Source organism: Okeania sp. SIO2C2 (genome assembly GCF_010692625.1).
GTDB classification, from domain to species: domain Bacteria; phylum Cyanobacteriota; class Cyanobacteriia; order Cyanobacteriales; family Microcoleaceae; genus Okeania; species Okeania hirsuta.
The window spans coordinates 282,441-306,475 of sequence record NZ_JAAHGM010000008.1 but is presented as its reverse complement, the minus strand read 5'-3'; the positions used below and the strand labels follow the sequence as shown (position 1 = coordinate 306,475).

The 24,035-nt window shown below is 37.3% G+C and carries 24 protein-coding genes; 14 read left to right on the top strand and 10 right to left on the bottom strand.

What is annotated here, in order from left to right; all coding sequences use genetic code 11:
• The first annotated feature begins 303 nt into the window (after positions 1-303).
• From F6K18_RS09160 to F6K18_RS09150, 3 genes are all read left to right on the top strand, one after another.
• Positions 304-939: a ThiF family adenylyltransferase gene (locus tag F6K18_RS09160; protein WP_287520274.1), complete on the top strand. Its 636-nt coding sequence runs from the start codon at positions 304-306 to the stop codon at positions 937-939.
• Positions 940-1,027: 88 nt separating this feature from the next.
• A complete protein-coding gene (locus tag F6K18_RS09155; RefSeq protein ID WP_287520273.1) occupies positions 1,028-2,194 on the top strand; it encodes a hypothetical protein in 1,167 nt (388 codons plus the stop codon).
• Positions 2,195-2,213: 19 nt separating this feature from the next.
• Entirely contained in the window at positions 2,214-3,290 is a 1,077-nt protein-coding gene (locus F6K18_RS09150; RefSeq protein WP_287520271.1) for a hypothetical protein, read from the top strand.
• 504 nt (positions 3,291-3,794) lie between these two features.
• Here the strand turns inward: F6K18_RS09150 and rd are convergent.
• A complete protein-coding gene (rd, locus tag F6K18_RS36505) occupies positions 3,795-4,508 on the bottom strand; it encodes a rubredoxin (RefSeq protein WP_353735034.1) in 714 nt (237 codons plus the stop codon).
• Positions 4,509-4,669: 161 nt separating this feature from the next.
• On the opposite strand from rd, the gene F6K18_RS09135 reads away from it, so the two are divergent.
• The 4 genes from F6K18_RS09135 (at position 4,670) to F6K18_RS09120 (ending at position 7,542) form a co-directional block, all read left to right on the top strand.
• Positions 4,670-5,104, top strand: coding sequence for a Fur family transcriptional regulator (locus F6K18_RS09135; RefSeq protein ID WP_287520269.1), 435 nt, complete (start codon positions 4,670-4,672; stop codon positions 5,102-5,104).
• A complete protein-coding gene (locus F6K18_RS09130; protein ID WP_287520266.1) occupies positions 5,089-5,247 on the top strand; it encodes a hypothetical protein in 159 nt (52 codons plus the stop codon). The genes F6K18_RS09135 and F6K18_RS09130 overlap by 16 nt, the downstream gene beginning before the upstream one ends.
• 354 nt (positions 5,248-5,601) lie before the next feature.
• Positions 5,602-5,988 carry a VOC family protein gene (locus F6K18_RS09125; RefSeq protein WP_287278562.1) on the top strand — a complete coding sequence of 129 codons (387 nt, stop codon included), beginning with the start codon at positions 5,602-5,604 and terminating at the stop codon, positions 5,986-5,988.
• Positions 5,989-6,276: 288 nt separating this feature from the next.
• Positions 6,277-7,542: a tetratricopeptide repeat protein gene (locus F6K18_RS09120; RefSeq protein ID WP_287520263.1), complete on the top strand. Its 1,266-nt coding sequence runs from the start codon at positions 6,277-6,279 to the stop codon at positions 7,540-7,542.
• A 329-nt stretch (positions 7,543-7,871) separates the two neighbouring features.
• On the opposite strand, the gene F6K18_RS09115 is transcribed toward F6K18_RS09120, so the two are convergent.
• Both F6K18_RS09115 and F6K18_RS09110 read right to left on the bottom strand, forming a co-directional pair.
• Complete coding sequence (locus tag F6K18_RS09115; protein WP_287520260.1) at positions 7,872-8,450, bottom strand: Uma2 family endonuclease; 579 nt, start codon at positions 8,448-8,450, stop codon at positions 7,872-7,874.
• A 431-nt stretch (positions 8,451-8,881) separates the two neighbouring features.
• Positions 8,882-9,748: an aldose epimerase gene (locus tag F6K18_RS09110; protein ID WP_287520259.1), complete on the bottom strand. Its 867-nt coding sequence runs from the start codon at positions 9,746-9,748 to the stop codon at positions 8,882-8,884.
• Positions 9,749-9,828: 80 nt separating this feature from the next.
• On the opposite strand from F6K18_RS09110, the gene F6K18_RS09105 reads away from it, so the two are divergent.
• Complete coding sequence (locus F6K18_RS09105) at positions 9,829-10,011, top strand: hypothetical protein (RefSeq protein WP_287520256.1); 183 nt, start codon at positions 9,829-9,831, stop codon at positions 10,009-10,011.
• A gap of 281 nt (positions 10,012-10,292) precedes the next feature.
• Here F6K18_RS09105 and F6K18_RS09100 read toward each other — a convergent pair whose 3' ends face one another.
• A complete protein-coding gene (locus F6K18_RS09100) occupies positions 10,293-11,549 on the bottom strand; it encodes a histidine kinase (RefSeq protein ID WP_287520253.1) in 1,257 nt (418 codons plus the stop codon).
• 445 nt (positions 11,550-11,994) lie between these two features.
• Here F6K18_RS09100 and F6K18_RS09095 point away from each other — a divergent pair, with 445 nt between their 5' ends.
• The 5 genes from F6K18_RS09095 (at position 11,995) to F6K18_RS09075 (ending at position 16,387) form a co-directional block, all read left to right on the top strand.
• A complete protein-coding gene (locus tag F6K18_RS09095) occupies positions 11,995-13,704 on the top strand; it encodes a DUF2079 domain-containing protein (protein ID WP_287520250.1) in 1,710 nt (569 codons plus the stop codon).
• Positions 13,705-13,725: 21 nt separating this feature from the next.
• Positions 13,726-13,995, top strand: a complete 270-nt coding sequence (locus F6K18_RS09090; protein ID WP_287278570.1) for a four helix bundle protein — start codon at positions 13,726-13,728, stop codon at positions 13,993-13,995.
• A 370-nt stretch (positions 13,996-14,365) separates the two neighbouring features.
• On the top strand, positions 14,366-14,821 hold the full coding sequence (locus F6K18_RS09085; RefSeq protein ID WP_287520247.1) for a hypothetical protein: 456 nt from the start codon (positions 14,366-14,368) through the stop codon (positions 14,819-14,821).
• Between the two features lie 471 nt (positions 14,822-15,292).
• Positions 15,293-15,961 (top strand): PEP-CTERM sorting domain-containing protein, encoded by a 669-nt coding sequence (locus tag F6K18_RS09080; protein WP_287520244.1) that lies wholly within the window; start codon positions 15,293-15,295, stop codon positions 15,959-15,961.
• Between the two features lie 141 nt (positions 15,962-16,102).
• Positions 16,103-16,387, top strand: a complete 285-nt coding sequence (locus F6K18_RS09075; RefSeq protein ID WP_287520241.1) for a hypothetical protein — start codon at positions 16,103-16,105, stop codon at positions 16,385-16,387.
• A 23-nt stretch (positions 16,388-16,410) separates the two neighbouring features.
• On the opposite strand, the gene F6K18_RS09070 is transcribed toward F6K18_RS09075, so the two are convergent.
• On the bottom strand, positions 16,411-16,635 hold the full coding sequence (locus F6K18_RS09070; protein WP_287520238.1) for a hypothetical protein: 225 nt from the start codon (positions 16,633-16,635) through the stop codon (positions 16,411-16,413).
• Here F6K18_RS09070 and F6K18_RS36500 point away from each other — a divergent pair.
• On the top strand, positions 16,628-16,681 hold the full coding sequence (locus F6K18_RS36500; protein WP_353735038.1) for a hypothetical protein: 54 nt from the start codon (positions 16,628-16,630) through the stop codon (positions 16,679-16,681). The two genes, F6K18_RS09070 and F6K18_RS36500, sit on opposite strands and share 8 nt — an antisense overlap.
• Before the next feature lie 599 nt (positions 16,682-17,280).
• Here the strand turns inward: F6K18_RS36500 and F6K18_RS09065 are convergent.
• The 5 genes from F6K18_RS09065 to priA all read right to left on the bottom strand — a co-directional run bounded on the left by F6K18_RS09065 (position 17,281) and on the right by priA (position 23,824).
• Positions 17,281-17,424 carry a hypothetical protein gene (locus F6K18_RS09065; RefSeq protein ID WP_287520235.1) on the bottom strand — a complete coding sequence of 48 codons (144 nt, stop codon included), beginning with the start codon at positions 17,422-17,424 and terminating at the stop codon, positions 17,281-17,283.
• Positions 17,425-17,485: 61 nt separating this feature from the next.
• Positions 17,486-18,250 carry an alpha/beta fold hydrolase gene (locus F6K18_RS09060; protein ID WP_287520234.1) on the bottom strand — a complete coding sequence of 255 codons (765 nt, stop codon included), beginning with the start codon at positions 18,248-18,250 and terminating at the stop codon, positions 17,486-17,488.
• Between the two features lie 391 nt (positions 18,251-18,641).
• Positions 18,642-19,970 (bottom strand): WD40 repeat domain-containing protein, encoded by a 1,329-nt coding sequence (locus F6K18_RS09055; protein ID WP_287520232.1) that lies wholly within the window; start codon positions 19,968-19,970, stop codon positions 18,642-18,644.
• 398 nt (positions 19,971-20,368) lie between these two features.
• Complete coding sequence (locus tag F6K18_RS09050; protein ID WP_287520230.1) at positions 20,369-20,947, bottom strand: Uma2 family endonuclease; 579 nt, start codon at positions 20,945-20,947, stop codon at positions 20,369-20,371.
• 327 nt (positions 20,948-21,274) lie between these two features.
• The gene (gene priA, locus F6K18_RS09045) at positions 21,275-23,824 is read right to left on the bottom strand and encodes a primosomal protein N' (protein WP_287520229.1); all 2,550 of its coding nucleotides are present in this window, start codon (positions 23,822-23,824) and stop codon (positions 21,275-21,277) included.
• Positions 23,825-24,035 lie beyond the last annotated feature (211 nt).

Below are 24,035 nucleotides of genomic sequence, written 5' to 3'. Positions count from 1 at the left end.
AGATAGGGATAGTCTCCGACAAGCTGATCCATGTCTACAAACTCCAAGCAATCTTTACCGATTATTACTTCTTCCTGATAAATTATATCCCTTCTTTCTTCCAATTGATAACTTTTAATTTCCAACTTTACCGATTATTACTTCTTCCTGATAAATTATATCCCTTCTTCCTTCCAGTTGATAACTTTACCCCTTCCAACTTTACCCCTTCCAACTTCCCCTTTCCTTCCTTCTTACTTCTTACTTCCTACTTCCAACTTTAGTCCTTCTTCCTTCTTCCCTCTTCCTTCTTCCTTCAAAACTATGTTTTTTCACGAACAACTTTACCGCAGTCCAGAAGTTATGACAAAGCTAAAAAATTTGTCAATAACTATTTGTGGAGCAGGTGCTTTAGGAGCAAATATTACTGAAAATTTAGCTCGTTCTGGGTTTAGTAAATTACGGGTTATAGATTGCGATCGCATTGAAGAGCGTAACTTATCTACTCAACCTTATTATCGTTCTGATGTGGGAGCTTTTAAGGTTAAAATTTTGACCAATAGTCTCTATCGTGCTTTAGGAGTAAAAATTGATGGTAAAACTCAAAAATTAACTGAAGAAAATGCAGGTAAACTATTAGGAAAAAGTGAGTTAGTGATTGACACTTTTGATAATAGTATTAGTCGGAGTGCTGTGAAAAATTATTGTGCTGATGCTAATATTTCTTGTCTTCATGTAGGGTTAGCTTCTGAATATTCAGAGATAATTTGGAATGAAAATTATCGAGTACCTTCTCCAGTAAATGATGATATTTGTGATTATCCATTAGCGAGAAATTTAGTAATGTTAACTGTTGCTGTTGCTTGTGAAGTTGTGGTAAATTTTGCAGCGACAAAACAGCAGGATAATTTTACTGTTACTTTAGGAGATTTTGCTGTTAGACCATTACTATTTATGTAGGATTAAATCAATATATGCTATGCTGATTTAATGACTAGATTAAAGTTAATAATTGAATTACAAATATATAGCATCATAGGTAAGATAAATGACAACAGATATAGACATTCTCAAAGATGAAAGAGTTAACTGTTATTCTGTAATGATTCAGTTGAGAGTAGCAGAATATTTAGAAATGGTAGAAAAAGTTTTTAATGATAGAGGAGGTTTAGAAGGACAAAGGGATACTGTAAAAACAACAACAGCTCTTCGGATTCGCAAAAGAATGGTCGAAGATTTGAAAAAAGGAGCTATATTACCACCAATAGTTGTAGGAGTAATTACTTCGGAGGACAAGTTATCTACTCTCAAACAATTAGATAGAGATGACTTTCTAAATCTAATTACAAACCATCCTGAAAATATATCTATAATTGATGGTATGCAAAGAACAACAGCTTTATATGAAGCCCAAAAAACTACTGATATTAGGGATAATAAAGTTCGTATAGAATATTGGATAGCATCTCAAGTAAATAGTCTTATCTATCGGATGTTAGTATTAAACACGGGACAAATTCCTTGGAACTTGAGAAGACAAATTGAAACTGTTTTTAAAGAAAATTTGAAGGAACTAAACAAAAAATACCCAGATATACAAATCATAAAAATTGACGATCAAAAGAAACCTATAAATTCTCGTCAATATCGAGCTGATAAAGTGATTGAGTTATTCTTAGTTTTCGGTTCAAGAAAGGAAAAAGTCGATCTACAAGAGAGATTAGCGGATGAGTTTACGAGACAAGACTTTATAGAATCAGTAGCTAATCCTAATTTTACGAATATATTTTATGAGGTAATAGGATGTCTAGCTGACTTTGACTCAGCTCTATCTGCGTATGAGAATACAACAAAAGAAGTGCATTTCAAAAAAGGTAAAGACTTATTTCGTAGTCATCCAGCTTGTATTGGTTTTGTAACTTCTATCGCTTTATATGTACAAGGTAGACCTGGTAATGATTATAGTTTAGAAAAACAAAATAAAAGGTGGAGAAAGATTAAAAACGATGCCAACACACTTTTTAAACGAGTCAAAGAAATGGAACCTAGTGAGATAGGTAAGTTTTTAGATTTTCCAACACTTAATGAACTGATTAGTAAAAAAACGGGTAAATCTACTAACTTTGAAAGAGCGTTTTTCTTAGAAGCTTTTAAAGTATTAATAGATGAAGATTTCGACGTTCAAGTAATGACACCATGTTGGAGAGCTTACTGATACCAAGATGTCTAGAAATATGATCGAGGCTAATCAATATATTTTCAATGAATTAGCTTATTTTGTTGAAGTAAGTAATATAGACATCGTTATAGATGAGCAAAAAAAACGTTATATTGAGACTGATAGTGAAGAAAAAGAATGGTTGAAAAAATTAAAAATAATCAACCAAAAATATCAAATTTTACCCAACTTTGCAACAGCATCTTTTGAATATGGTGGTAATGATTATTTTGTAGCCATTGGTTCACAAGAATATTTAGAAACTAATCAAGAAGTTATTCAGTTTACAGAATTGAATGCAGGCATAATTACTGCTTTATTGTTTGAATTTAAAATATCAGTGGCTCGAAAAGCTAGTCCCTATGATATTGCAGATAAAATTTTTTATCCATCTCAAAAAGAAAGAATAGGATATGATTTTTCTACAGTAAGAGACTTATTTGAACCAATTTTTGTTTATAAAATCCCAGAAAATTCTCCTTTTTTGAATTTAGATTATATAACTTTGATTAGAATTTCTGGCTTTTATGTGAAAAATAGTCAACTGGTTTCATTAAATTTTTCATCAAATACTCTTAATGAATTTGAAAAGCTATTTATTGAAGGTTCAAAAAATATACCTTATGAAAACTTATTACTCAGCTTAGTTTCTGTTTCTTGGAAATATTCATTTCTCGATATCTATAGATGTATCGAAAGATTATTTCCCATATCAGAACTAGAAGACCTGCACACAAAATTAAATATTCAAGATTCCCTATTAAACTTTGCCGATGATATTGAATCTTATATTGGTTGGAAACCAAAAGAAAATGAAGCACTAAATAAACTGATTAAAGATTCTCCCAATTCAGCACGTCAGATACTTCGTCAAGTCAAAGCTGATATTAACAATGTAGAAGAGGGAAATCTTGGAAATTTTGTCTATAAAATTCGTAATTCGATTGTGCATTTTAGACCAGCTATAAAGCAAATTCAATTCAATGATAATAATTGGGATATGTTAATCCATTCATCTTTGCTAGTTATTGAACATTGGTATGATAAATATGAACAACAACTTGCAGATAATAATTTTGATAATGATAACTAAGTGAAATTCAGAATAATTAGAATATCATCTCTACCCAAGTAATTATTTCATCCCCATTAAATTGGGTGCATCTCAATTTTGAATAAAGCCAAAAATTTATCGCTTTTAGGCAACAGTTCATTAATTGATAATTGATAATTACCTCTCCCTAAAAGGAAGAGGATTGAATAAAAAGAAAATTTTTTCTCTCTTGGTCGATTGGATATGGTTAGGAAACCCATCCATCCCACCCTACGGGAAGCTGCGCTAATGACCGCTTGTTTCTCCTTTAAAGGAGAGGATTTTTACCTTAATTATTCAGTAACAGTCAACAGGGAATAGGAAATAGGGAATATATAGGAAAAAAGTATTTTTGCAAATATTGAGATGCATCCAAAATTTGATATATAGCAGTCGAAGGAAAGGTGAGGACAGATAAAAAGCTTCAAACTAAGACAAAGCAATATTTTTCCTTCTTCCCTCTTCTCTCTTCCTTCTTCCTTCTTCCTTCAACAAAAAAAACACTTAAGCTGCAACCGCTTCTTCATAAGGAACAAAAGATTTCTTCTGCGCTCCACAAATAGGGCAAGACCAATCTTCAGGAATATCTTCAAATGCTGTACCAGGAGCAATTCCAGAGTCAGGATCGCCAACAACTGGATCGTAAATCATCGAACACACCCGACAGATCCATTTACGGGTTGCAGCTTCCTTTCCAGCAGCTTTTTGTTTCGGTGCAACACCATTCAAACCTTCGAGAGCTTCTGTATATTGATCCGCGTGGTGATGCTCAATGCTAGTCAATAAACCAAACTTATGAGTTGCTTGCCGAAACATGGAAGCGTGTTCCCGAGACTCTTCCTCTTGCTCCTTAAATTCTGCTGCTGCTGCACTATCGCGGTCTACCCGTGCTTGTTCGGCAAATTCTGGGTACATAGTTGTATATTCGTAAGTCTCTCCTTCAATTGCTAACTCTAGACAACGAGAAGCGATCGCTTTTTTCTGCTCTTCGGTCAAAGTAGATAGGTCGTCTACTACTAACTCTGGGTGAAGTAGGCGAAAGTGGGAAAAAGCGTGTTGAGTTTCTTGGTTAGCTGTTTCCCGGAAAAGTTTGGCTAAATCTTCCATGCCCAATTTCTTGGTTACTTCGGCAAAAAAGAGATATTTACGGTTAGCCATTGATTCTCCTCCAAAGGCATCAGACAAGTTTTTGGCGGTGTTAGAGTTGGACAAGTCCATGGTGTTCTCCTGAATTATTTCTTTTACTCTGTTATATCTAAGAATAATTCTGATTTAATAAAATGTCAAGGATAATATTAAATTAAATTTAACAACTAATATTTGTTGAGATGTGTTATAATCTGAAGTTGGTATAAAATTTATATAATAAGCTTAAGTTAATGAACAGTAACTATACTGCAACAAATATTAAGGAAGAAATGCAATCTAAAGGACTGAGAATCACTCCTCAGCGGTTTGCAGTTTATGCTAATCTTTTATCTCGTTCAGACCATCCTACAGTTGAGGAGATACTGAGTGAAGTCAACCGTGAGTTACCAATTTCTTCCAAGGCAACTATTTATAGCGCCTTAACTGTGTTACGAGAAGTAGGGTTAGTTAAAGAAGTATTGCTGGAAGAGGGAGTAACTCGTTATGACGCTAACGTTAAACCTCATCATCATTTTTGCTGTCAAAAGTGTGGCGCGATCATTGACTTAGAGTGGGAAACTTTTAGTAATTTACAAATAGATCGTTTACCACCAGGAATTTATCCCGAAAGTTATGAGGTTATTGTTAGGGGTACATGCAGTCGTGAAAGTTGTCATGGAGTATAGGTATTGAAGAAGGAAGAAGGAAGAAGGAAGAAGGAAGAAAGAAGAAGGAAGAAAGAAGGGATACTAAAAAGTTGCCACGACCCTTGATCGCTCCCCAACCAATTCTAGGCACCGTGGGTAAGGTTGGGGTATTACACCCATAAGGGAAAAGATAAATTTGATAGTGCGAGCATCTTGCTCGCGAATATTTTAGTATCGCCAAGAAAGAAGGAAGAAGGAAGAAGACATCCCCCCCTTGCACCTCGCACCTCGCACCTCGATAATGCGGGGGGAGGAAGAAGGAAGAAAAAATGGATGGGGACTCAAACCCCAACCAATTGTAAACACCCCCGTTGACGTTGGGGTATTAAACCCAAAATAAAAAGATAAAAACAGAAAAAATGATAGACATAGATAAGCTATAAGATTGTGGAATTTCCTTTGATGGAGCATTTTTAAACTGTAATTTTTATCATCTTCTTTTTGTTAATTACTATTACCAACTACAGGATTGCCGTATGAAAATCAAAAGCTTTAATCATGTTGCAATTATTTGCTCTAATTATGAAAAATCAAAACATTTTTATGTGAATATTTTAGGGTTTGAAATTATTCAAGAAACTTGGAGAAAAGCACGCAATTCTTATAAATTAGATTTACTTGTAGGAAGTGGCGATCGCATAGAGTTATTTTCATTTCCCAACCCTCCAAAAAGATTAACTCGTCCAGAAGCTTGTGGTTTGAGACATTTAGCTTTAGAAGTAGATAATATTGATGAATCTGTCGATTATTTGAAATCTCACAATATAGAAGTAGAAAATATTAGAATTGATGAAATAACTGGCAAACGTTTTACTTTCTTTCCCGACCCAGATGGGTTGCCTCTGGAAATTTATGAAAGTTGAAAAAGGCATTCAATAATTAATAATTAATAATTAATAATTAATAATTAACAATTACCTCTTCTTTTCAAGGAGAGATAATTATTAATTGTTTACTTCCCCCCTCCTGGGAGCAGAGGTGAGTTCTCTCCCTGTACGGACGCTGCATGCAAGGTCCCTAGTCTACTCAAGAAGGGGTTTAGTACCCATCCACTTTTTCCTTCTTCTTTCTTCCTTTCTTCCTTCTTCCTTCTTCCTTCTTCCTTCAAATAAATGCTAGGATTATTTATAAAACAATTAATTTAGAATTTAATGGAACAAGAAATCTATAAGCAAGCAATAGCAAAATCTCGTGCTAAAGACTATCAAGCAGCAATTCAATATTTTAGTAGAGTTATAGAAATTAATCCTAACTTTGCTGAAGCTTATTATGGCCGAGGTTTAGCAAGGTTTGATTTAGGAAATAACAATGAAGCGATCGCTGATTATACTCAAGCTTTAGCAATTAATCCTAATTATATAGATGCTTATTTAGCTCGTGGTATTGCTAAGTTGGCAGTAAAAGATATTTCAGCAACTATTGAAGATGCAAATCAAATAATTACTATTAATAATCACTATGCTCCGGCATATAAATTGTTAGGTAATGCTTATCGTAAACAAGATAATCAAGCAGATGCCATAGATAATTTTAAGCGGGGGGCAGAATTATATTTAGAGCAGAAAGATGCAGTGAATTGTCGGAAATGTTTGGATAATATTAAACAAATACAATCAGTATCTACTCCTGCTGTAAAAATTGAAAATAATCTCCAAAAAGGTGATAGTAAAACATTTTTAACTCGGATGTTGAGAAGATTTGAAAAAGGCGATCGCCAGGGAGCAATAGCAGATTTAAACTGGGCTTTACAAGTAGATACAGAAGATTCTCAAACCTATTGTTGTCGAGGAATTATTCGTCATAAACAAGGGGATAATTTAGGAGCAATATCAGATTTTAATCAAGCTTTGCAATGTAACGACCGAGATGTTTTAGCTTATCAAAATCGAGGGGCAATTCGCAGTAAAATGGGAGATTTTAAAGGAGCGATCGCTGACCTTGATGCAGCTTTAAAAATTGAACCGAATAATTCGCTTATTTATGTAAGTCGGGGAAATACTTATCGGGATATGGGGGCCTATGAAGAGGCAATGACAGATTATGAACAAGCATTAAAAATTAACCCTAATGAAGCCAAAGCTTTTTATAATCGAGGCATTATTTATTCCCGTTTAGAAGAAATGAAAAAAGCCATAGATGATTATCAGAATGCTGCTCAATTATTTGGGGATGCTGAAGATTGGAGTAACTATAAAAAAACATTAGATAATCTGAAGAAAATTCAGGGAACTGTTCCTAGTCAAAATCAGAACCTTAACGAAGATAATCAATATAAACAATTACAACAAAAACTTTTAAAAATGGTTGGTGGGCATTGGGAAATGGCAGAAAGATTAATTGCAAAAGTTCGAGAAAAATATCCTGGAAGAGATAAGGTTTGGTATTTGGAAAAAGTTATATCTGATTATCAACAATAGCAAGATAATTCATCACAGCAAATTGAAGGTATAGCGCTGTGCGCAGGCAACAGGCAACAGGCAACAGCTCCGGAAGGGGGAATAAAAAACCGATAATATAAGGCTTTTAGCTATTGGACAGTTCTTGTAATTTGTAAATATCCCAGCGCACATTGCTATATAGGGTGTACAAATATGAACGAGCGAGTGTTTGTAGTGCGGAAATTTTGCCCGCAACATATCAATTTAATTTTTAGACATTTCCAGAAAAAAGAAAGTAAGGGGGAAAGAATTGATAATTTATGTACCATAGTTGATTTCATTTTTTATTATTGGAGATGTCTTTTAATCTATGGATACAGATACAAAGATAAATTCAACCTAAAACCAGGCAATAAATTTTCACCCGATAATTCTGTTGGAATATCTCTTACTTCCACATCCTTTTCCAGACGATAAATTTCTACTTGTTGCTGCTGAGGATTAATTAACCATCCTAAATTTACTCCAGCATCCATATATTCTTGCATTTTCTCGCGCAACATTTCCAAATCATCTGTTGCTGACCTTAATTCAATGACAAAATCCGGTGCAATGGGAGGAAACTTGCGCCGTTGTTCAGGTGTTAATGCTTCCCAACGTTCCCGTTTTATCCAAGCAACATCTGGGGAACGGTTAGCACCATTTGGCAACTTAAAAACAGTAGACGAACTGAAGGTAAAACCAAGTTTTGTTTGCCTATTCCAGATGCCCAAATCAATAATTAATTCAGCTTCTCGATTACCACTATCCCCTCCAACGGGTGGCATAATAATTAATTCTCCTTTAGCCGTTATTTCAAAGTTAAACTCGCAGTTATTTTGACATAACTGATAGAATTGTTCGTCTGTGAGGTGAACAGTATCTAAATTTAATGTTAAAGCACTCATAATTTTATACTTATTTAGAATTTTTATAAAAATTATATCATGCTATTTATTGAGAACAAAAAGTTAGGTAAAATCCTAATAATTATATAAATTTGTGACCAAAAATATCGTGTCTCTAGCCTCCCTTTTTAAACCCAAGCTTTTAGCGCGCTGAAAGCTGTTTGCGGAGCATTCCGGTACGGAAATGCTGAAATTCTGATAGCTATTTAAAAAGCGCTTCGGTCTGGAAGCGGATCTTTCAGCCGATTGGCCTTTAGAGGTCAGCTTTGGGCGTTTGCGCAGCATTCCGGAACGGAAAGGGGATTTAAACCCCTCCTAAAATTAAACGACTGATAGAAGTTGGTGATTTAAAACCAAGCTTTTAGCGCGCTGAAAGCTGAGTGCTGTTTGCAGAGCATTCCGATACGGAAAATGCTGATAGCTAGTTAAAATTAGCCAATTTCCGCCGTCATACTAATAACTGTTTCCACAGTTTTACCAGGTTCAGCAATTAATAAACTTTCCCCAGTATTCATAGCATTACGAGGTGCACTCCAAGGTTCTAAACAATAAAAATCTTTACCTTTCACAGTCCAAAAAACTAGAGTAGAGTAATTACTATCGTAGTTAATAGTTAACTTCAAATTACGACTTTTATCAGTAACTACTGCTGATTGTTTTGACAAATTAACAAACGCCCAATCAATTTCTTCGGCATTAAAATCAAACTCTCCAGAAAAAGTATTAACAGTTTGTTCGCCCTTAAGTTTATACTCATTTGAAGGTAAATCAAACTCTAATTGACTCTTATCAGTTACAGCAAAATAAGGATGAATTCCTGTAGCAAATGGCATAGGTTTCTGAGACAAATTCGTGTGAGAATATCGCATCTCTAGAGTATTACCCCGCAATATATAGGTATAATTCAACTCAAAATTAAATGGATATACTGCCCGAGTTTCATCACTGCTGCGAAGAGTCACAGTAATACTTGCGCCATTCTCGGTAGACTGTTGTGTAACTTCCCAAGGGAGGGTACGAGCAAAACCATGTTGCTTGATTTTGTAGCTTTCTCCATCTAACGTATAGGTATCGTCAACCACGTTGCCACAAATAGGGAACAGTAGAGGAATACCACCGCGTACCGAAAGAGTGGGGTCAGCAAAACGTTCCTTATCAAGATAAAATATTTTTTGGTCTTGAGTACGCCAGTCAGTAATGATGCCACCTCGTTCAGGAACAACAACTACCATAGACTGAGTAGTTTCATCAGAAAGAATATAGGGTTGATTTTGATTTTGTCCAACATTAGCAGGCATAGATAATTTACCTAAAACAACTGCTATTAAGTTCTCATAGAATCGTCTGAAAAACTATTCATTTTGGACATAATACGAATTTGATAAACGTTTGCTACAAATATCTAGGGGATTTTTTAGGAGTCAGGAGTCAGGAGGCACGGAAGGAAGAGAATTTAGAAGGATTTGGCAATGGCGCTGAGGATGGAACATTTTTTTATACCGAACCCGAGCGGATTTTATATAAAATATTGCTTAAAATTTTAAGCATATCATTTAAGTGAACTGAAAACAAGTCTAAACTTAGTGCTACTAATATCAGTTACCAACATCAAAAAATTAGGTAGTGCATAAGTTCTGAACTTAAGGAAATATATCTAGCGATCGCAGGACTTATACAATAGACATCTGGTGATCATCAAAAATAAAATCAATTATCGCATATAAATTATCAATTCTTTCCCCCTACTCCCTACTCCCTACTCCCTCTTTTCCGGAGATAACTAATATATGAGGTCTAAACACTAAATATATAAAACGTTATAGTTTTGATTGACTATATCAATCATCGATAAACTGGTAAAGTAAACTGAAAACAACTACCATTATTTGGACTAGACTCTACCCAAATTTTGCCGTAGTGGGATAAAATAATCCTCTGACATAGAGCTAGACCAATACCATAACCTTCTTGTGACTCATCACGCTTGAGCCTAAAACTATCTTCAAAAATACGACCGTGATTTTCTTTAGGAATACCAGGACCACTATCACAAATTGTCACTTGAATCTTTTGAGTAGTGCGATCGAGGATTAAAACCTGTATTTTTCCTTGTTTAGGAGTATACTTTATGGCATTATCCAGCAAATTAACTATTACCTGACGTATTCTTTCTCGGTCAGCATAAACTAATGGTAAATCATTAGGAATATCCGTTTTCAAATGCAAATCTTTTGACTTAAGTCGGTCTCGAAAACTAATTATCACCTCGCGACACAATGCCCCCAAATCTAATTTTTCAGGCTGAATTTGTAACTGCGTACTTTTGCCTCTTGGCCTCTCCAGAATATCTGTAATCATTCTGTCAATCACACGAACTTGGTAACGTGCCTGCTTAATTAGCCTTTCCATAAGAGTTGGAGAGCTTCTAGGAAACTCACTATTAACAGTTTTTTGAGTTGATTCTAAAGTCTCTAGAGCCAATGAAACTGCTGTCAGAGGGTTGCGTAAGTCATGAGCCAACATGGCCACAATACGGTCTTTAAATCTTAGTTGAGCTTGAAGTTGTTCCTTTTCCTGTTTGAGACGAAAAATCTCATCTGACATTTGCATTAATTCTGCAGCACAGTCGATGGAACTAACAGATAATTTTTGATTAACAACCTGTTTAGATTGAGGCTGAGAGTTATGAGTTTGCCAATATTCGGCTATGGAACGTTGCCAGCGTGGCCACCAATATTCCAGTTTGGCAATTAAATCTGTACCAGTTAGAGTTTGTCTCGGTTCAGGATAAATTTTGAGTAGAGCAGGAGTAGCAATTAACTTGAAGTGCTCTGCCATATAGGGTTGCTCTTGTACGTCAATGACTTGAAATTCAAAGGGATAATCATAATCTTTTTCTAAATTGTTGAGGGACTTACGAATGGCTTGAATTTGCTCTTGAGAACCAGGACGTTTGTTGATAAACAATAAAATCTGTAAAAATCCCTGCTCATTACTATTATTATTATTATTAGATTTTTCTGAAGACACCTGTAAAAAATTTCTAGGTAAGTGGGATAAGCTATTAGCATCTCTTTTGCAAATAGAATAATTTACCATTTAGTAGTAATCCATATTGAATATTCCCGCCTACCTAGATACTTGGCCCTATGCTGTAAGCGGGGCGGGGTTTACCACTTACGATTAAAAAACTAATTGGATGAATTTTATATTTTTCTATTAATGGCCTATAAAAGAAAATTAGTTTCTGAGATAATTTAATATCTATTTCATATTGTGACACTAATACTTTCAATTCGCGTTCTAGAGTATATTGAGATTATCTCATGCTGACTTGACATAATTGATATTTTATAGTAAGTGAATACAGATAAATCTTACCAGTGGTTATGATGACTCAAGTGAGGGAGAATTTTCTGGTAAGTGGTATACTGCAAGCTTAAATTTTATAGTAGTTGGAGGTTTGCTGAGGATACTCTCAGAAATTTGTGCCTCAGTCGTGAAAAAAAATGTAATTTTAAATTTTGAATATTGCTAAAAGTGGATGAAGTTGGTTAGCTGGCAAAAAAATCAGTCCCTCACAGTGGTGCTTGTGGCGGCGATCGCCTTCTTTTTAATATGTCTATTATTTAACCTGCATCGTTATTATAGTTTTTACGCCTCTTACGACCAAGGTATATTTAACCAGGTCTTTTGGAATAGTATACACGGTCGTTTTTTTCAAAGTTCTCTCTCTTCTGCTCTTTCTACAAATGTAGTCCACCAAGGCCAAGTACCAGAAGTATACTATCACCGCTTAGGCCAACATTTTACTCCAGCTCTATTATTGTGGTTGCCAATATATGCTCTATTTCCATATCCTGTCACCCTAACAGTATTACAGGTCACATTAGTTACTGGTGCTGGTTTAGTTTTATACATTTTAGCTAGGCACTATCTCCAGCCACCCTTATCAGCCATAATTACCATTAGCTTCTATTGTGCTAATGCAGTAATTGGCCCTACTCTCGCAAATTTCCATGATATTTGTCAGATACCTATATTTATATTTAGCCTACTATTGGCAATGGAAAAACGCTGGTGGCCTCTATTTTGGATTTTAGTAGTATTAATTTTAGCTGTTAGAGAAGATGCAGGAGTAGTATTATTTGGAGTAGGATTCTATCTAATTTTGAGTAAACGCTATCCCAAAATAGGTTTAGCTATTTGTACTTTCAGTTTTGTTTATATGGTAGCTTTAACAAATCTGATTATGCCCCTATTTTCCGAAGACATTTCCCAGAGATTTATGATGGAAAGATTCGGTCAATATGCAGATGGAGATGAAGCTTCTACTTTGGAAATTATTTGGGGTATGATTAGTAACCCTTGGCGGTTAATAGCAGAAATTTTCACTCCATTTTTTGGCACTATCAAGTATTTATTAGGTCAATGGTTACCTTTAGCATTTGTACCTGCTGTTGCTCCCGCTTCTTGGATGATAGCAGGGTTTCCTTTACTGAAATTATTTTCTGCTCAAGGTTTGTCTGTACTGTCAATTACAATTCGCTACGCTATGACAGTAGTACCTGGATTATTTTACGGTGCAATTCTATGGTGGGGAAAGAGAGAATCAGAAGTTGAAAACTCACCACTGCCATCAGGAAAGTTTCGCCGTTTTTGGGTAATTTGTATTTGCTTGTCGCTATTTTTTACATTTACATCTAATCCTAATCGCACTTTTTATTTTTTAGTACCAGATTCAGTTAAACCTTGGGTTTATGTTCCCGCACACCAACAATGGCAACACGTTGGTAAAATGCGACCATTGTTAGGAAAAATTCCTGATGATGCAAGTGTGGCAGCAACTACTTATATTATTCCTCACTTATCAAGTCGTCGAGCAGTTTTGCGGTTTCCTAGAATGCAATTTAGAAATGATGCAAAAGAAGTTGAAAAAGTACAATATATAATTGTTGACCTGTGGCGGTTGAATAGATATCGGGTCGCATTTAAGAGCGATCGGCAACGATTAGAAACAATTGTTCCTAGAATTGAAGAACTTTATAATTCTGGTGAATATGGAATTACTGATTTTAGAGATGGTGTGGTTTTGATGGAAAAAGGAGTTGTTTCTAATTTGGATGCTGTTAATGGATGGGAAAATTTCCGCATGAAGAAGGAGTCAGAAGAAGGAGTCAGGAGTCAGAAGAAGGAGACAGGAGACAGGAGACAGGAGTCAGGAGTTAGAATAGGCAAGAAGGAGTTAGAATAAAAGAACAAACAAGGAGACAGAATGAAGAGAGAATTTGCTAAAAGTTTTCAAGATTTGATAGTTTGGCAAAAAGCACATCAACTCGTTTTAGAGGTATACCGCTTTAGCAGTAACTTTCCTAAGACAGAAACCTACGGATTAATTTCTCAGTTAAGACGAGCATCTGTATCAGTGCCAGCAAATATAGCAGAAGGTTTTCGGAAAAAAGGGTTAGCAGATAAAATCCGATTCTTGAATATTGCACAAGGTTCCCGCTTAGGAGTCGCGATATTACTTAATTCTGGCAAATGACCTTGAATATGGGAATACTTCAGAATTGGTACTGCATTTAGAAGAAGTAAGTAATATCATGTTCCCCCTCCGGGGGAGCTACGCTAACGGACGGGTCAGTTATAATAAAATTTAAGGACTCCGGGTATCGACAGTACCAAACAAATACTTAAATTATCAATACCCCCAATACCAATATTTGTTCTTTTTCTCCAATATTTCCTCCTGACTCGGTCCTCCTGACTCCTGAGGACTCACAACAGTCATTTATAAGTATTCAACCGTTAGCGTAGCTCCCCCGGAGGGGGAACATGATATAAATTACTAGATTCTTATATTGCTGCAATTATGAGAAAAATTTGCTGCTCCTCCGGAAGATGTCTTAGGAGAATTGTCTCATTTTGAAATGGGAATTAGGCGTTTTTGTTACTGGTGCGATCGCCACATCTTGATCGAAATAGGCAAAGAACAAATCAAAGTATTTTTAGACCCCGATATCTCTATGCTCCTTGAAGAAGATTTACCTACAAAAATCGACCAGTTATCGCGAGGGGGAACAATACGGTTAGAATTTGTTGATAGTTTTTGCCTCAGAATAGAATTAGTACCTCTTGGCAACAAGGTTAACTGCAACTTACGATATTTTGGCTATTTGGATAGCAATAAAAACTTTTCTCTAGATAGCAGTTACAAACAATTTCAATTAGACCGCAAAGAAGTCTTGGAAACTTTACTGACTTTTGCATCAAGATTGCAGACATGGCAACAGAAACAGGTTATATTACCAGGCAAGAAAGAGACGATTTTATCTCTCCTGTGGAAATACATAAAATCAGCTCGTTTATGAAGAAGGAGTCAGTCGGACCGAGTCAGAATGAAGAGGGAAGAAGAAGGAGTTAGTAGACAGGAGTCACTCCAGTAACGCACCGAGATCTTTGAGATAGCTACAAACTACTCAACGGTGCGTTACGGCGCAACGTAATATTTGACAGTTCAACCGTAGTTTGTAGTAAGCGCCTAACGCACCCTACTGTACTACTACGGAGGCGATGGCACTTTGAGGTGGTGGCTTTACGCCATGACAAAAGCGCCCAAATCAGGAAATTTAAATAAGATACAACATTTCACTGCTTGGTATAAGAGTATAAAGATTGGGGATAATTTAACTGATATTATGAAGATTTGATGAAGACGATATAGTAATTTACACATTTATATGAAGATTTGATGAATTTGGTATTTTTTTCTTGACATGTTCTTGGCATGACATTAGGATTTATACAGATAAGAAAATAATAGAAAAGGAAGAGAAATAATCATGCTAAAAACATTTACAAGAACCCAGAACACAGCAGCAGCTTTGGCTTTTATTGCAATTGGTTTATTTACACCTCCTGCTCAAGCTCAAGCTATAACCTACACCTTTTCTGCTTCTGAAGCTTGTGACATTGGTTGTACTGGTAATGTAGATGTAATGGGAATAATTGAAACTGATGGTACTCTAGGAGCTATTACGACTGAAAACATCATAGATTGGGAGCTTACCTTTAACAGTTCCCAGTTTAATCCCACCATCCTGTCACCAGACAATTCGGAGATAACCACCGATGGTGCCGTGAATTTAATGGCAACAGCAGATCAAATCACTTTGGATCTTTTTGGCGTGTTCGATTCCGAGTCCTCGTTTTTTTCGATTTCTGATGTTGCTCCACCACCTTTTGAAGTTAGCTATACGCTAATGGGGGGCTCATCCACTTCAACGGAGATTGTAATAACGCACCAGCCGCTTACCTTATCCGACCCACTGGGGGGGGACGAAGCCCGTTCCTTCATAAACAAAGGAACAGGGCAAAGGGACTTCGTCTTAGCTTCGGGAGGTACACCCACCGAACCAGTCCCAGTCCCAGAACCAGGCCTAATGTTAGGTTTGATCACACTTGGTGGAGTAATGCTAGGCAGCAAAAGAAAGGAGAAGTCAGAAGTTTGAAGTTCTTTGAGAAGATTTGATGAAGAAGACGCGTGATTTTCACTCTTTTTATCAAGATTTGATGAAGTTGGCGAAATGCTCTTGACACTAGGGGGTGGAAATTACGATTACAAAATAATCAAAAAAAACCAAAAACAATATATGAAATCCAAAAACAAGGTAACGAAAAGTATTGCTAGCGTTGGCGCTGCCCTAGTGGCTTTTTCTGCCTGCCTGTTCGCACCGCCTAGTGCATCTGCAACGACATTAATAAGAGGCAACGACGGAGCCGTGGTCTCAATATTGGATTTAGAAGTCCATGAAGAGTTATTTGATGTAGAATTTATATTCGATTCATACGATAATATTTACAATGGGACTTTTGACTTCGACACCGAGAGCGGAGCCCTCAAGGCAGCAGAGGCCGTCGTTACTGCGTTAGGCTAAAGCGAATTTACTCGTAGGTTACCTCAATTCGCTTTAGCTGACTGGTTTTTGATTCCTTTTTCTTTTAATACACCCCTGTCCGTACGTTCAGTGCAAGATGCGTCATCACCATCACAGGATCTGTTGTTTTTGCGTTCTAGTGCACGTTTTTCTTCTCCTTCATCAATTCCGTACGCCAAGTTTACTCCCCAAGAAACTCCCAAACCCACAAAAACACCTGAACCAACCCTAATTTTTGGTTTGATCACACTAGGCGGTTTAATGCTAGGTAGTAAAAGAAAGACCAAAGGCTAATCAAACCAGACCTAGCAGTGCTTCATTATCAACTAGGGGTAGCATTATACTTGGGAAAATAAACGACCTGAAGCATTAGTATCTCTCACCCATTGATACTAAATCTCACGCATTATTGCTACATCTCCTTGAGAGTAGGGAGTAGGGACCCACCCCTAACCCCGACCGTGGAGGGGAAAAAGGAGTAGGGAGTAGGGTGAAAAGAGGTAATATATCTTGGTTTAATGCCGATAATCGTTATCAACATTACTAAACGATTATTATTACTTAATAACTGAAGTTCATCGGAAGTATAGCATTAATGCATGGTAATTGGTATGAGACCTATTAAAAGAACAAGGTAAAGAAGAAGATGTAAAAAAAATCGAGAAAGCAATACAAAGAATTCAAGCAGAATCTTAAGAGAAATATAGGTAAAAAAATATAGCGGTTTGTGATTAATTTATATGCAAACCACTATTTTTTTGTTAGTTTTTCAGGCAAAGCATTGCTAATGCTACAGTTGTTATACCATTTTGAAAAAAGAATGTTACGAATAGTAAGGGCGATAAAAATATTTTGCAGGAGATGTCCTTTTGAGAAAAAAGATGATTTACGGCTTAAAAAATGGTATTGAAGCAATTCCTTCTGACTCCTGACTCCTGACTTCCCCTCCCCTCCTGGGAGGGGTTAGGGGTGGGTTGGGAGGGGGAGGGGCGAGGGGTGGGTTGACTCCTAAAAAGTACCCTAGCTATTTGTAGCAAACATTTATTGAATTAGTATTATTGCCTTGATTAGGAAAACAGTGTCACCTTATCGATTAGACTATACAGCAAAAGTATCTACAAATACTGAACCTGTCGTGTTACCATTAATAGTTGAGAGTGATAAAGTAGTGTCGTCACTTTGCGGGAATGTGAACCCATCTAATAGATCGTTATACAATGTGTGAGCGTAGCTGTGATTACTTACAAAACTAAAGGAACCTGGTTGGAATAGATCGTCCCAGTTAATATATACATCTAAGTCAGCTAATGGGTCATCGTATCCCAATGTACTGCTTGTATGGAAAGCAACAACTCTATCCGCATCACTTGGATCTAGGCGATCGTCTGTGGGGTTAGCACTAGAGAACCAACCTCCTTCAAATTCAGGACCTGCTGGATCGAGACCAATAAGTTGATCGACTTCCCCACTACGTTCACGAAATTCTTCTCCTGCTTCACCCATCACATGAGCACCTAAACTGTGACCAATAAGTGTGGTATCGGCAGGATTAATACCTTGACCCAACAAATAGTTTGCGACTTCAACTCCCACATCATCAACTCTGTCAGCAGCAGCCCAATAATTGAGAGTATCAGCGCCATCTTGCCAATCTACTAATAAAATGTTAGCATCATTGCCTTCCAAATCTCGTATATTTTGTGCCATTTCTGACATCCAACCTTCAGGGGTGAAGTTATTACCTGAATTTCCACCCGTACTTTGGAAACCATGTACGATTACATAAGTAGGGTCGCTTGTGTCTATAGAGCGTGAATTATTTAATCCGCCATTATCCCAAGAATTAAAGAAAACGTCTACCATATTTTTAGTTTGTTCCCATGTATAAGTGTTTACTGAAAATATTATGCTTTGTGTTGAGTTCCAAAATGGAACTGCTACAATAGTCCTACAAACTTTTGGTATGTAGGCTACTAGCTATTATTGGGCAAAAAAGCTAGGAATTATGGCTATGTCCAGTTTTGATGGATTTTTTCCATCTATATTATTTACAAGTTTTTTATAGCATTTTCAGGACGGGGGGCAAATATGCGTTGAAAAGGCTATATGTAGGGATTAATGTCCTTCGCTATCACTATATTTAGTTTCCGTGCGTAAGTTGTGAAAATATAAGTAGAACTCTCAAAAAAAATCAAGCAAAGATTTAGAAGCTGAATTCCGTGCTTGATAAGTTAGCTATGAGAAATTTTTCTTGTTATTTTTTCTGCTGCTTTTTTCGGGATAAGGCGGCGATCGCAACGGTGCCTGCTATTCCTAAGAGCGATGATGGTTCTGGTGTTGATTTAGGGTCAGGTGTTGATTGAGTATTAGTGGTAAACAGGTAAGCTGAACCACTGTTTGTTCCGTTGTCGTCGTCTCTAAAAGAACCTATCAGAGCTGTGTTACGGTTTAGAGCTACTGAGTTTCCGAAGCGGTCGAATGGAGAACCGTCGGGCGCAGTAAATTTACGGAGCAAACTGCCAGTAGTAGTATCAAATAGGTAGGCTGAACCACTGTATATTCCTTTATCGTTGTCTCTGTAGGAACCAATCAGGGCTGTGTTATCGCTTAGAGTTACTGAGTTTCCAAAATTGTCGTGAAGAGAACCGTCAGGTGCGGTAAATTTCTGAAGCAAACTGCCAGTAGTAGTATCAAATAGGTAGGCTGAACCACTGTTTGAGCCATTGTCATCGTCAGATGGAGAACCAATCAGGGCTATGTTATCGCTTATAGCTACTGAGTTTCCAAAATTGTCGTTAAGAGAACCGTCGGGTGCAGTAAATTTGTGGAGCAAACTACCAGTAGTAGTGTCAAATAGATAGGCTGAACCGCTGCTTGAGCCGTTGTCATCGTCTCCGTAGGAACCAATCAGGGCTATGTTATCGCTTATAGCTACTGAGTTTCCGAAGATGTCGTATGCAGAACCGTCAGGTGCGGTAAATTTGTGGAGCAAACTGCCAGTAGTAGTGTCAAATAGGTAGGCTGAACCACTGTTTGTTCTGTTGTCTTCATCTAAGGGGGAACCAATCAGAGCTATGTTATCGCTGAGAGCTACTGACTTTCCGAACCAGTCGAATTCGGAACCGTCGGGCGCAGTAAATTTGTGGAGCAAACTACCAGTAGTAATGTCAAATAGGTAGGCTGAACCACTGATTGAACCGTTGTCGTCATCTCTATAAGAACCAATCAGGGCTGTATTATCGCTGAGAGCTACTGAGTACCCGAAGTCGTCGAATGCGGAACCGTCGGGTGCGGTAAATTTGTGGAGCAAACTGCCAGTAGTAGTGTCAAATAGGTAAGCTGAACCAATGTTTAATCCGTTGTCGTCATCTCCATAGGAACCAATCAGGGCTGTGTTATCGCTTAGAGCTACTGAGTTTCCAAAGAAGTCACCAACAGAACCGTCGGGTGCGGTAAGTTTCTGATAAAAAGCGTTAGCGGGAGTTGTAAAAGCTAGGAGGATGAAGAGCTGAAAGCAGGCTCTTTTACCAATTTTCTTTAGGTTAGTTGCTTGGCTATTAATTGCTTGTTTTTGATTGTGCATATCTAATAATTAGTTCTTAGTTACCTTTATTTTTGTACTCAGGTTGTTTAGTTATGTTTATGAATTAGACTTTTGACTTTATAAATTCAAAAATCCTACAAAATTTTGCTATGTAGTTACTGTAGCTATTGCTTGCCAAAAAAGCTAGGAATTATAGCTCTGTCAGTTTTGATAATTTTTTCGTTTATTTGCACACTTGCACAATTAGCATAACATTTTATTTAGGCAAGAGGGAATAGGTTATACCAAAACTTTACCAAAATTTTAAATTTCAGTAGTATCACGGAGTTTCTGAGATTGCTTCCTTCCACTCCGTTCCAGTCGCAATGGCTAGGGTATAGTAATTATCAGGTCTAACTTCTGGCTTCTGTACGTCGCCAATCCGAATGCTCCCCTATCTAACTTCTGACTTCAAATGTCACTCCTTCATACAAAAGTTCCATCGGACATTCAAACTCTATACTTTCTAAAGCGATCGCCTCTCCCGCTTCATAAAAATTGCAAAGCCACATTTTCCCCTCTCTTCGACGATAAATTTCCACTGAATTTGATTCCGAGTCTACCAATACATATTCCTGCAAACTAGGAATTTGACGATAATATTTAAACTTATCGCCGCGATCGTAACTTGCTGTACTTGGCGAAAGCACCTCAACAATTACTTTTGGATGTTGGATAAAGTCACGGGATTTTAGATCGTCAGGGTGGCAAGTAACCACTAGATCGGGATAGAAATAACGACTATTTTCATTCGCCTGAACTTTCACATCTGCAACATAAGCTTCACAACCTCTTTGACTCAAATGAGGAAACAAAGCTCTGTAGAAATTGAGGTAAATTTTAGAATGAGGAATAGTTCCCCCAGTCATGGCAAAAATTTCACCATCAATATATTCATAACGAAGTTCCTGTTTTGCTTCCCATTCGAGATATTCTTCAGGACTCATTTTTTGATAATTTTGAGGTTCAGCAATCATAGTTTTTCAAGTTAAGAAGGTAGAATATTCAGAATTTTATATTAAGGATAGTATAACAGATATTGAAATTACTCCAGAAATTTTTGGTAATCAAAGTAGCGATCGCACCTTGACAATTAGAAAAAGTTGTTATATTCTCAGATTAGATTGGTATTGTGGGAAAATAGTGGCTCTTTTTTTAGAGTCTGAATAACCGTAGGGGTTTGGTCTCCAAACCCATACCCCTTGATAATCTGAAAAATTAGACTCTTAGACTTCTTAACTACCATCCGTGTATCCGTGGCAAAATCCGTGTCTTCCCCTAACTTCCCCACTGAACTAAATTTCTCACAAATTCATAGGATCGACATCCACAGTCAAACTTACTCCTGGACGACAAATATTACTCAACTTAGTCAGATCGGGTACATCATCACATCCAGACAATAACTTTAACAAAATCTGCCACCGATAACGATTAGCGACTCTAGCAATAGGAGCAGGTGCAGGCCCCAATAAATCGTATTTTCCTGCTTCCGCTTTTTCCATTAACACACTTGCTAACTTTTGAGCAGTTACCGCTACTTCAGTCGGGTCATAACTACTCAGACGCAATAAAATCAACCGCCCGTGAGGAGGATATCGCAATTCTGCTCTTGCTTGTAATTCTGTTTCCACAAAAGAATCATAATCATTACGTTGCACTGCTTGAATCACAGGATGTTCTGGAGTATAAGTCTGAATAATTACTCGCCCTGGATTATCTCCACGACCAGCACGACCTGCCACTTGCAACAATGTTTGAAAAGCACGCTCATTAGCACGATAATCTGAAAAATGTAGTAACCCATCGGCAGAAACAACTCCTACTAATGTTACCTGGGCTAAATCTAAACCTTTGGTCAACATCTGAGTACCGATTAATAAATCTGCTTCTCCATTAGCAAACTGAGTTAACAATATTCGATGTGCATCTTTGGTGCGAGTAGTGTCGCTATCATATCTAATACATCGTAAATCGGGAAATTGTCTAGTTAACTCTTGAGTTACCTTTTGAGTACCACTGCCAAAAAATTTGAAAAAAGGAGAATCACATTCAGGACAACGTTGGGGTTGTAGTTGAGTGTAATTGCAGTAATGACAACGTAACAGTTGAGTTGCGCCTTCGTGGGTGTAATGATAGGAAAGTGAAACGTCACAGTGGGGACATTCCATTACATAACCGCAACTACGACAAGACACAAATGTACTATGACCGCGACGATGGATGAATAAAATGCCTTGTTGTTTAGTTTCCTGTAGTTGTTGCAGTGCTTCTTGTAGAGGATAGCTGAACATTGTGCGGTTTCCCTGTCGCAGTTGTTGGCGCATATCCACTATTTCTATGGGTGGCATTGATCGTGAGTGGACGCGCTCTGGTAGTGACAGGTAATAGGTGTTTGTTTTTGAGGAAACAGTTTCATCTATATGGTGTTTCCTAGTTTCCAACCAACTTTCTAAAGAGGGTGTTGCGGAACCTAATATCAAGGGGCAGTTTTCGAGTTCAGCTCGCCATTTTGCTACGGTGCGAGCATGATAACAAGGGGCAGGACGGTCTTGTTTGAAACTGTTATCGTGTTCTTCGTCTAATACGATTAGACCTAGTTTTGGTAATGGAGCAAAGATAGCGGAGCGAGTGCCAATAATAACTTGAGGAATACCCCATGTCATATTACGCCAGGTATCGTAACGTTCCCCCGGAGACAGAGCGCTATGGTAAACGTAGACTTTTTTTCCGAAACGGGCACGAAATCTATCAGTGAGTTGGGGTGTCAGACCAATTTCGGGAACAAGTATAAGGGCAGATTTGCCACTTTCGAGAATAGGAGCGATCGCCTGTAAGTATACTTCTGTTTTTCCAGATCCTGTAACTCCATGCAACAGCACTTGAGCAAATTCTTGTATTTGGGTAATAGTTGTTAATGCTTCTCCTTGATAGGGAGTCAGCATTTTGATTTCATCTCTGATATTGCCCCTACCTTCTTCACGTCGCAACACCTCCTGTGCTTCTATGATGACACAGCCTTTTTCTTCTAGTTTTCTTACCACAGAAGAGTTGGTTTTGCAACTATTAAGCAATTCAGTTAACCATGTTTCCCCACCATTTCGCCGTAGTACTTCCATTACTTCTTGTTGACGTGGGGTTAAATCTTTGGGTAAGTTTTGAACAACTAAAGTTACAGCTTGTCTCAATTTTGGTTTTGGAGGAGAAGGAGGTTCGAGATAACTTTCTACCCAACCTCGTTGGAGTAAATCTTTTAATCCTCTGTTAGCACTTTTGACTTGACGTTGGATATATTGCCAGGTGTAATCTTTGGTTTTAGAATTTTGCAGAACTTCCAGAATTTTTTTAGCGGTAGCATTGAGAAAAATTTCTGCACCTGTTGGTATTGCTTCTTCTATAATGCGGATGCGTCGTTGACTACGTTTGAGTAACCCTGGTGGTAGAGCGGTGCGAATAACTCTAATAATAGGTGTTTGATAATAACTAGCAACTTTTTCTATAAGTTGCCAATAAGTGGGAGGGAAAAAACCTCTAGTAATAATGTCCGATACATTTTTGATGCGATCGCTCGTTAACCCTTCTGGTAGTTGGGAGGTTTTGCGAATGGCGATCGCCCCTACCTGTTGACTGCCAAAGGGTACTGTTAAAATGTCTCCTGGTTGAATGTCCAGATCGGGAGGTATTTTGTAGGTAAATAACTTTTCCTCCTCTTCAGCATCATCTGTTGAAGTTTTGAAAGGAACATCAACTAAAACTTCCACCCACTCTTGCGACTCTTGAGGATGGTTGTTTTTGTAAGACGATCCAGGTTCAGCCAATATTGGTTTTGAGAGTGCTTGAGTAGTTTGGGACATTTTGCCAAATTAACTAGAGGACAAGTAGGGTGTTTTGCTAATGTATCTCCCTAAATTTGTTTGCACTAGCTTACTATATCTGGCAAGATTTTGCTAGCAACGTCATGGATGTTTTAGGGAAGTTCCATGGTATGATTTATATAGTATTCGGATAATTAGTTACCGTATAACTCAGGAGTCAGGAGAAAGGAAGCAGAAAGGAGGGAAAAAT

Coding starts and splice junctions, on each gene's coding strand:
- F6K18_RS09100 (WP_287520253.1), bottom strand. CDS start 11,549: ATGGTAAATTATTCTATTTGCAAAAGAGATGCTAATAGCTTATCCCAC.
- F6K18_RS09050 (WP_287520230.1), bottom strand. CDS start 20,947: ATGATTGCTGAACCTCAAAATTATCAAAAAATGAGTCCTGAAGAATAT.
- F6K18_RS09120 (WP_287520263.1), top strand. CDS start 6,277: ATGGAACAAGAAATCTATAAGCAAGCAATAGCAAAATCTCGTGCTAAA.
- priA (WP_287520229.1), bottom strand. CDS start 23,824: ATGTCCCAAACTACTCAAGCACTCTCAAAACCAATATTGGCTGAACCT.
- F6K18_RS09115 (WP_287520260.1), bottom strand. CDS start 8,450: ATGAGTGCTTTAACATTAAATTTAGATACTGTTCACCTCACAGACGAA.
- F6K18_RS09090 (WP_287278570.1), top strand. CDS start 13,726: ATGAAGAGAGAATTTGCTAAAAGTTTTCAAGATTTGATAGTTTGGCAA.
- F6K18_RS09150 (WP_287520271.1), top strand. CDS start 2,214: ATGATCGAGGCTAATCAATATATTTTCAATGAATTAGCTTATTTTGTT.
- F6K18_RS09095 (WP_287520250.1), top strand. CDS start 11,995: ATGAAGTTGGTTAGCTGGCAAAAAAATCAGTCCCTCACAGTGGTGCTT.
- F6K18_RS09055 (WP_287520232.1), bottom strand. CDS start 19,970: ATGCACAATCAAAAACAAGCAATTAATAGCCAAGCAACTAACCTAAAG.
- F6K18_RS09125 (WP_287278562.1), top strand. CDS start 5,602: ATGAAAATCAAAAGCTTTAATCATGTTGCAATTATTTGCTCTAATTAT.
- F6K18_RS09060 (WP_287520234.1), bottom strand. CDS start 18,250: ATGGTAGACGTTTTCTTTAATTCTTGGGATAATGGCGGATTAAATAAT.
- F6K18_RS09135 (WP_287520269.1), top strand. CDS start 4,670: ATGAACAGTAACTATACTGCAACAAATATTAAGGAAGAAATGCAATCT.
- F6K18_RS09155 (WP_287520273.1), top strand. CDS start 1,028: ATGACAACAGATATAGACATTCTCAAAGATGAAAGAGTTAACTGTTAT.
- F6K18_RS09075 (WP_287520241.1), top strand. CDS start 16,103: ATGAAATCCAAAAACAAGGTAACGAAAAGTATTGCTAGCGTTGGCGCT.
- F6K18_RS09160 (WP_287520274.1), top strand. CDS start 304: ATGTTTTTTCACGAACAACTTTACCGCAGTCCAGAAGTTATGACAAAG.
- F6K18_RS09080 (WP_287520244.1), top strand. CDS start 15,293: ATGCTAAAAACATTTACAAGAACCCAGAACACAGCAGCAGCTTTGGCT.
- F6K18_RS09110 (WP_287520259.1), bottom strand. CDS start 9,748: ATGCCTGCTAATGTTGGACAAAATCAAAATCAACCCTATATTCTTTCT.
- rd (WP_353735034.1), bottom strand. CDS start 4,508: ATGGACTTGTCCAACTCTAACACCGCCAAAAACTTGTCTGATGCCTTT.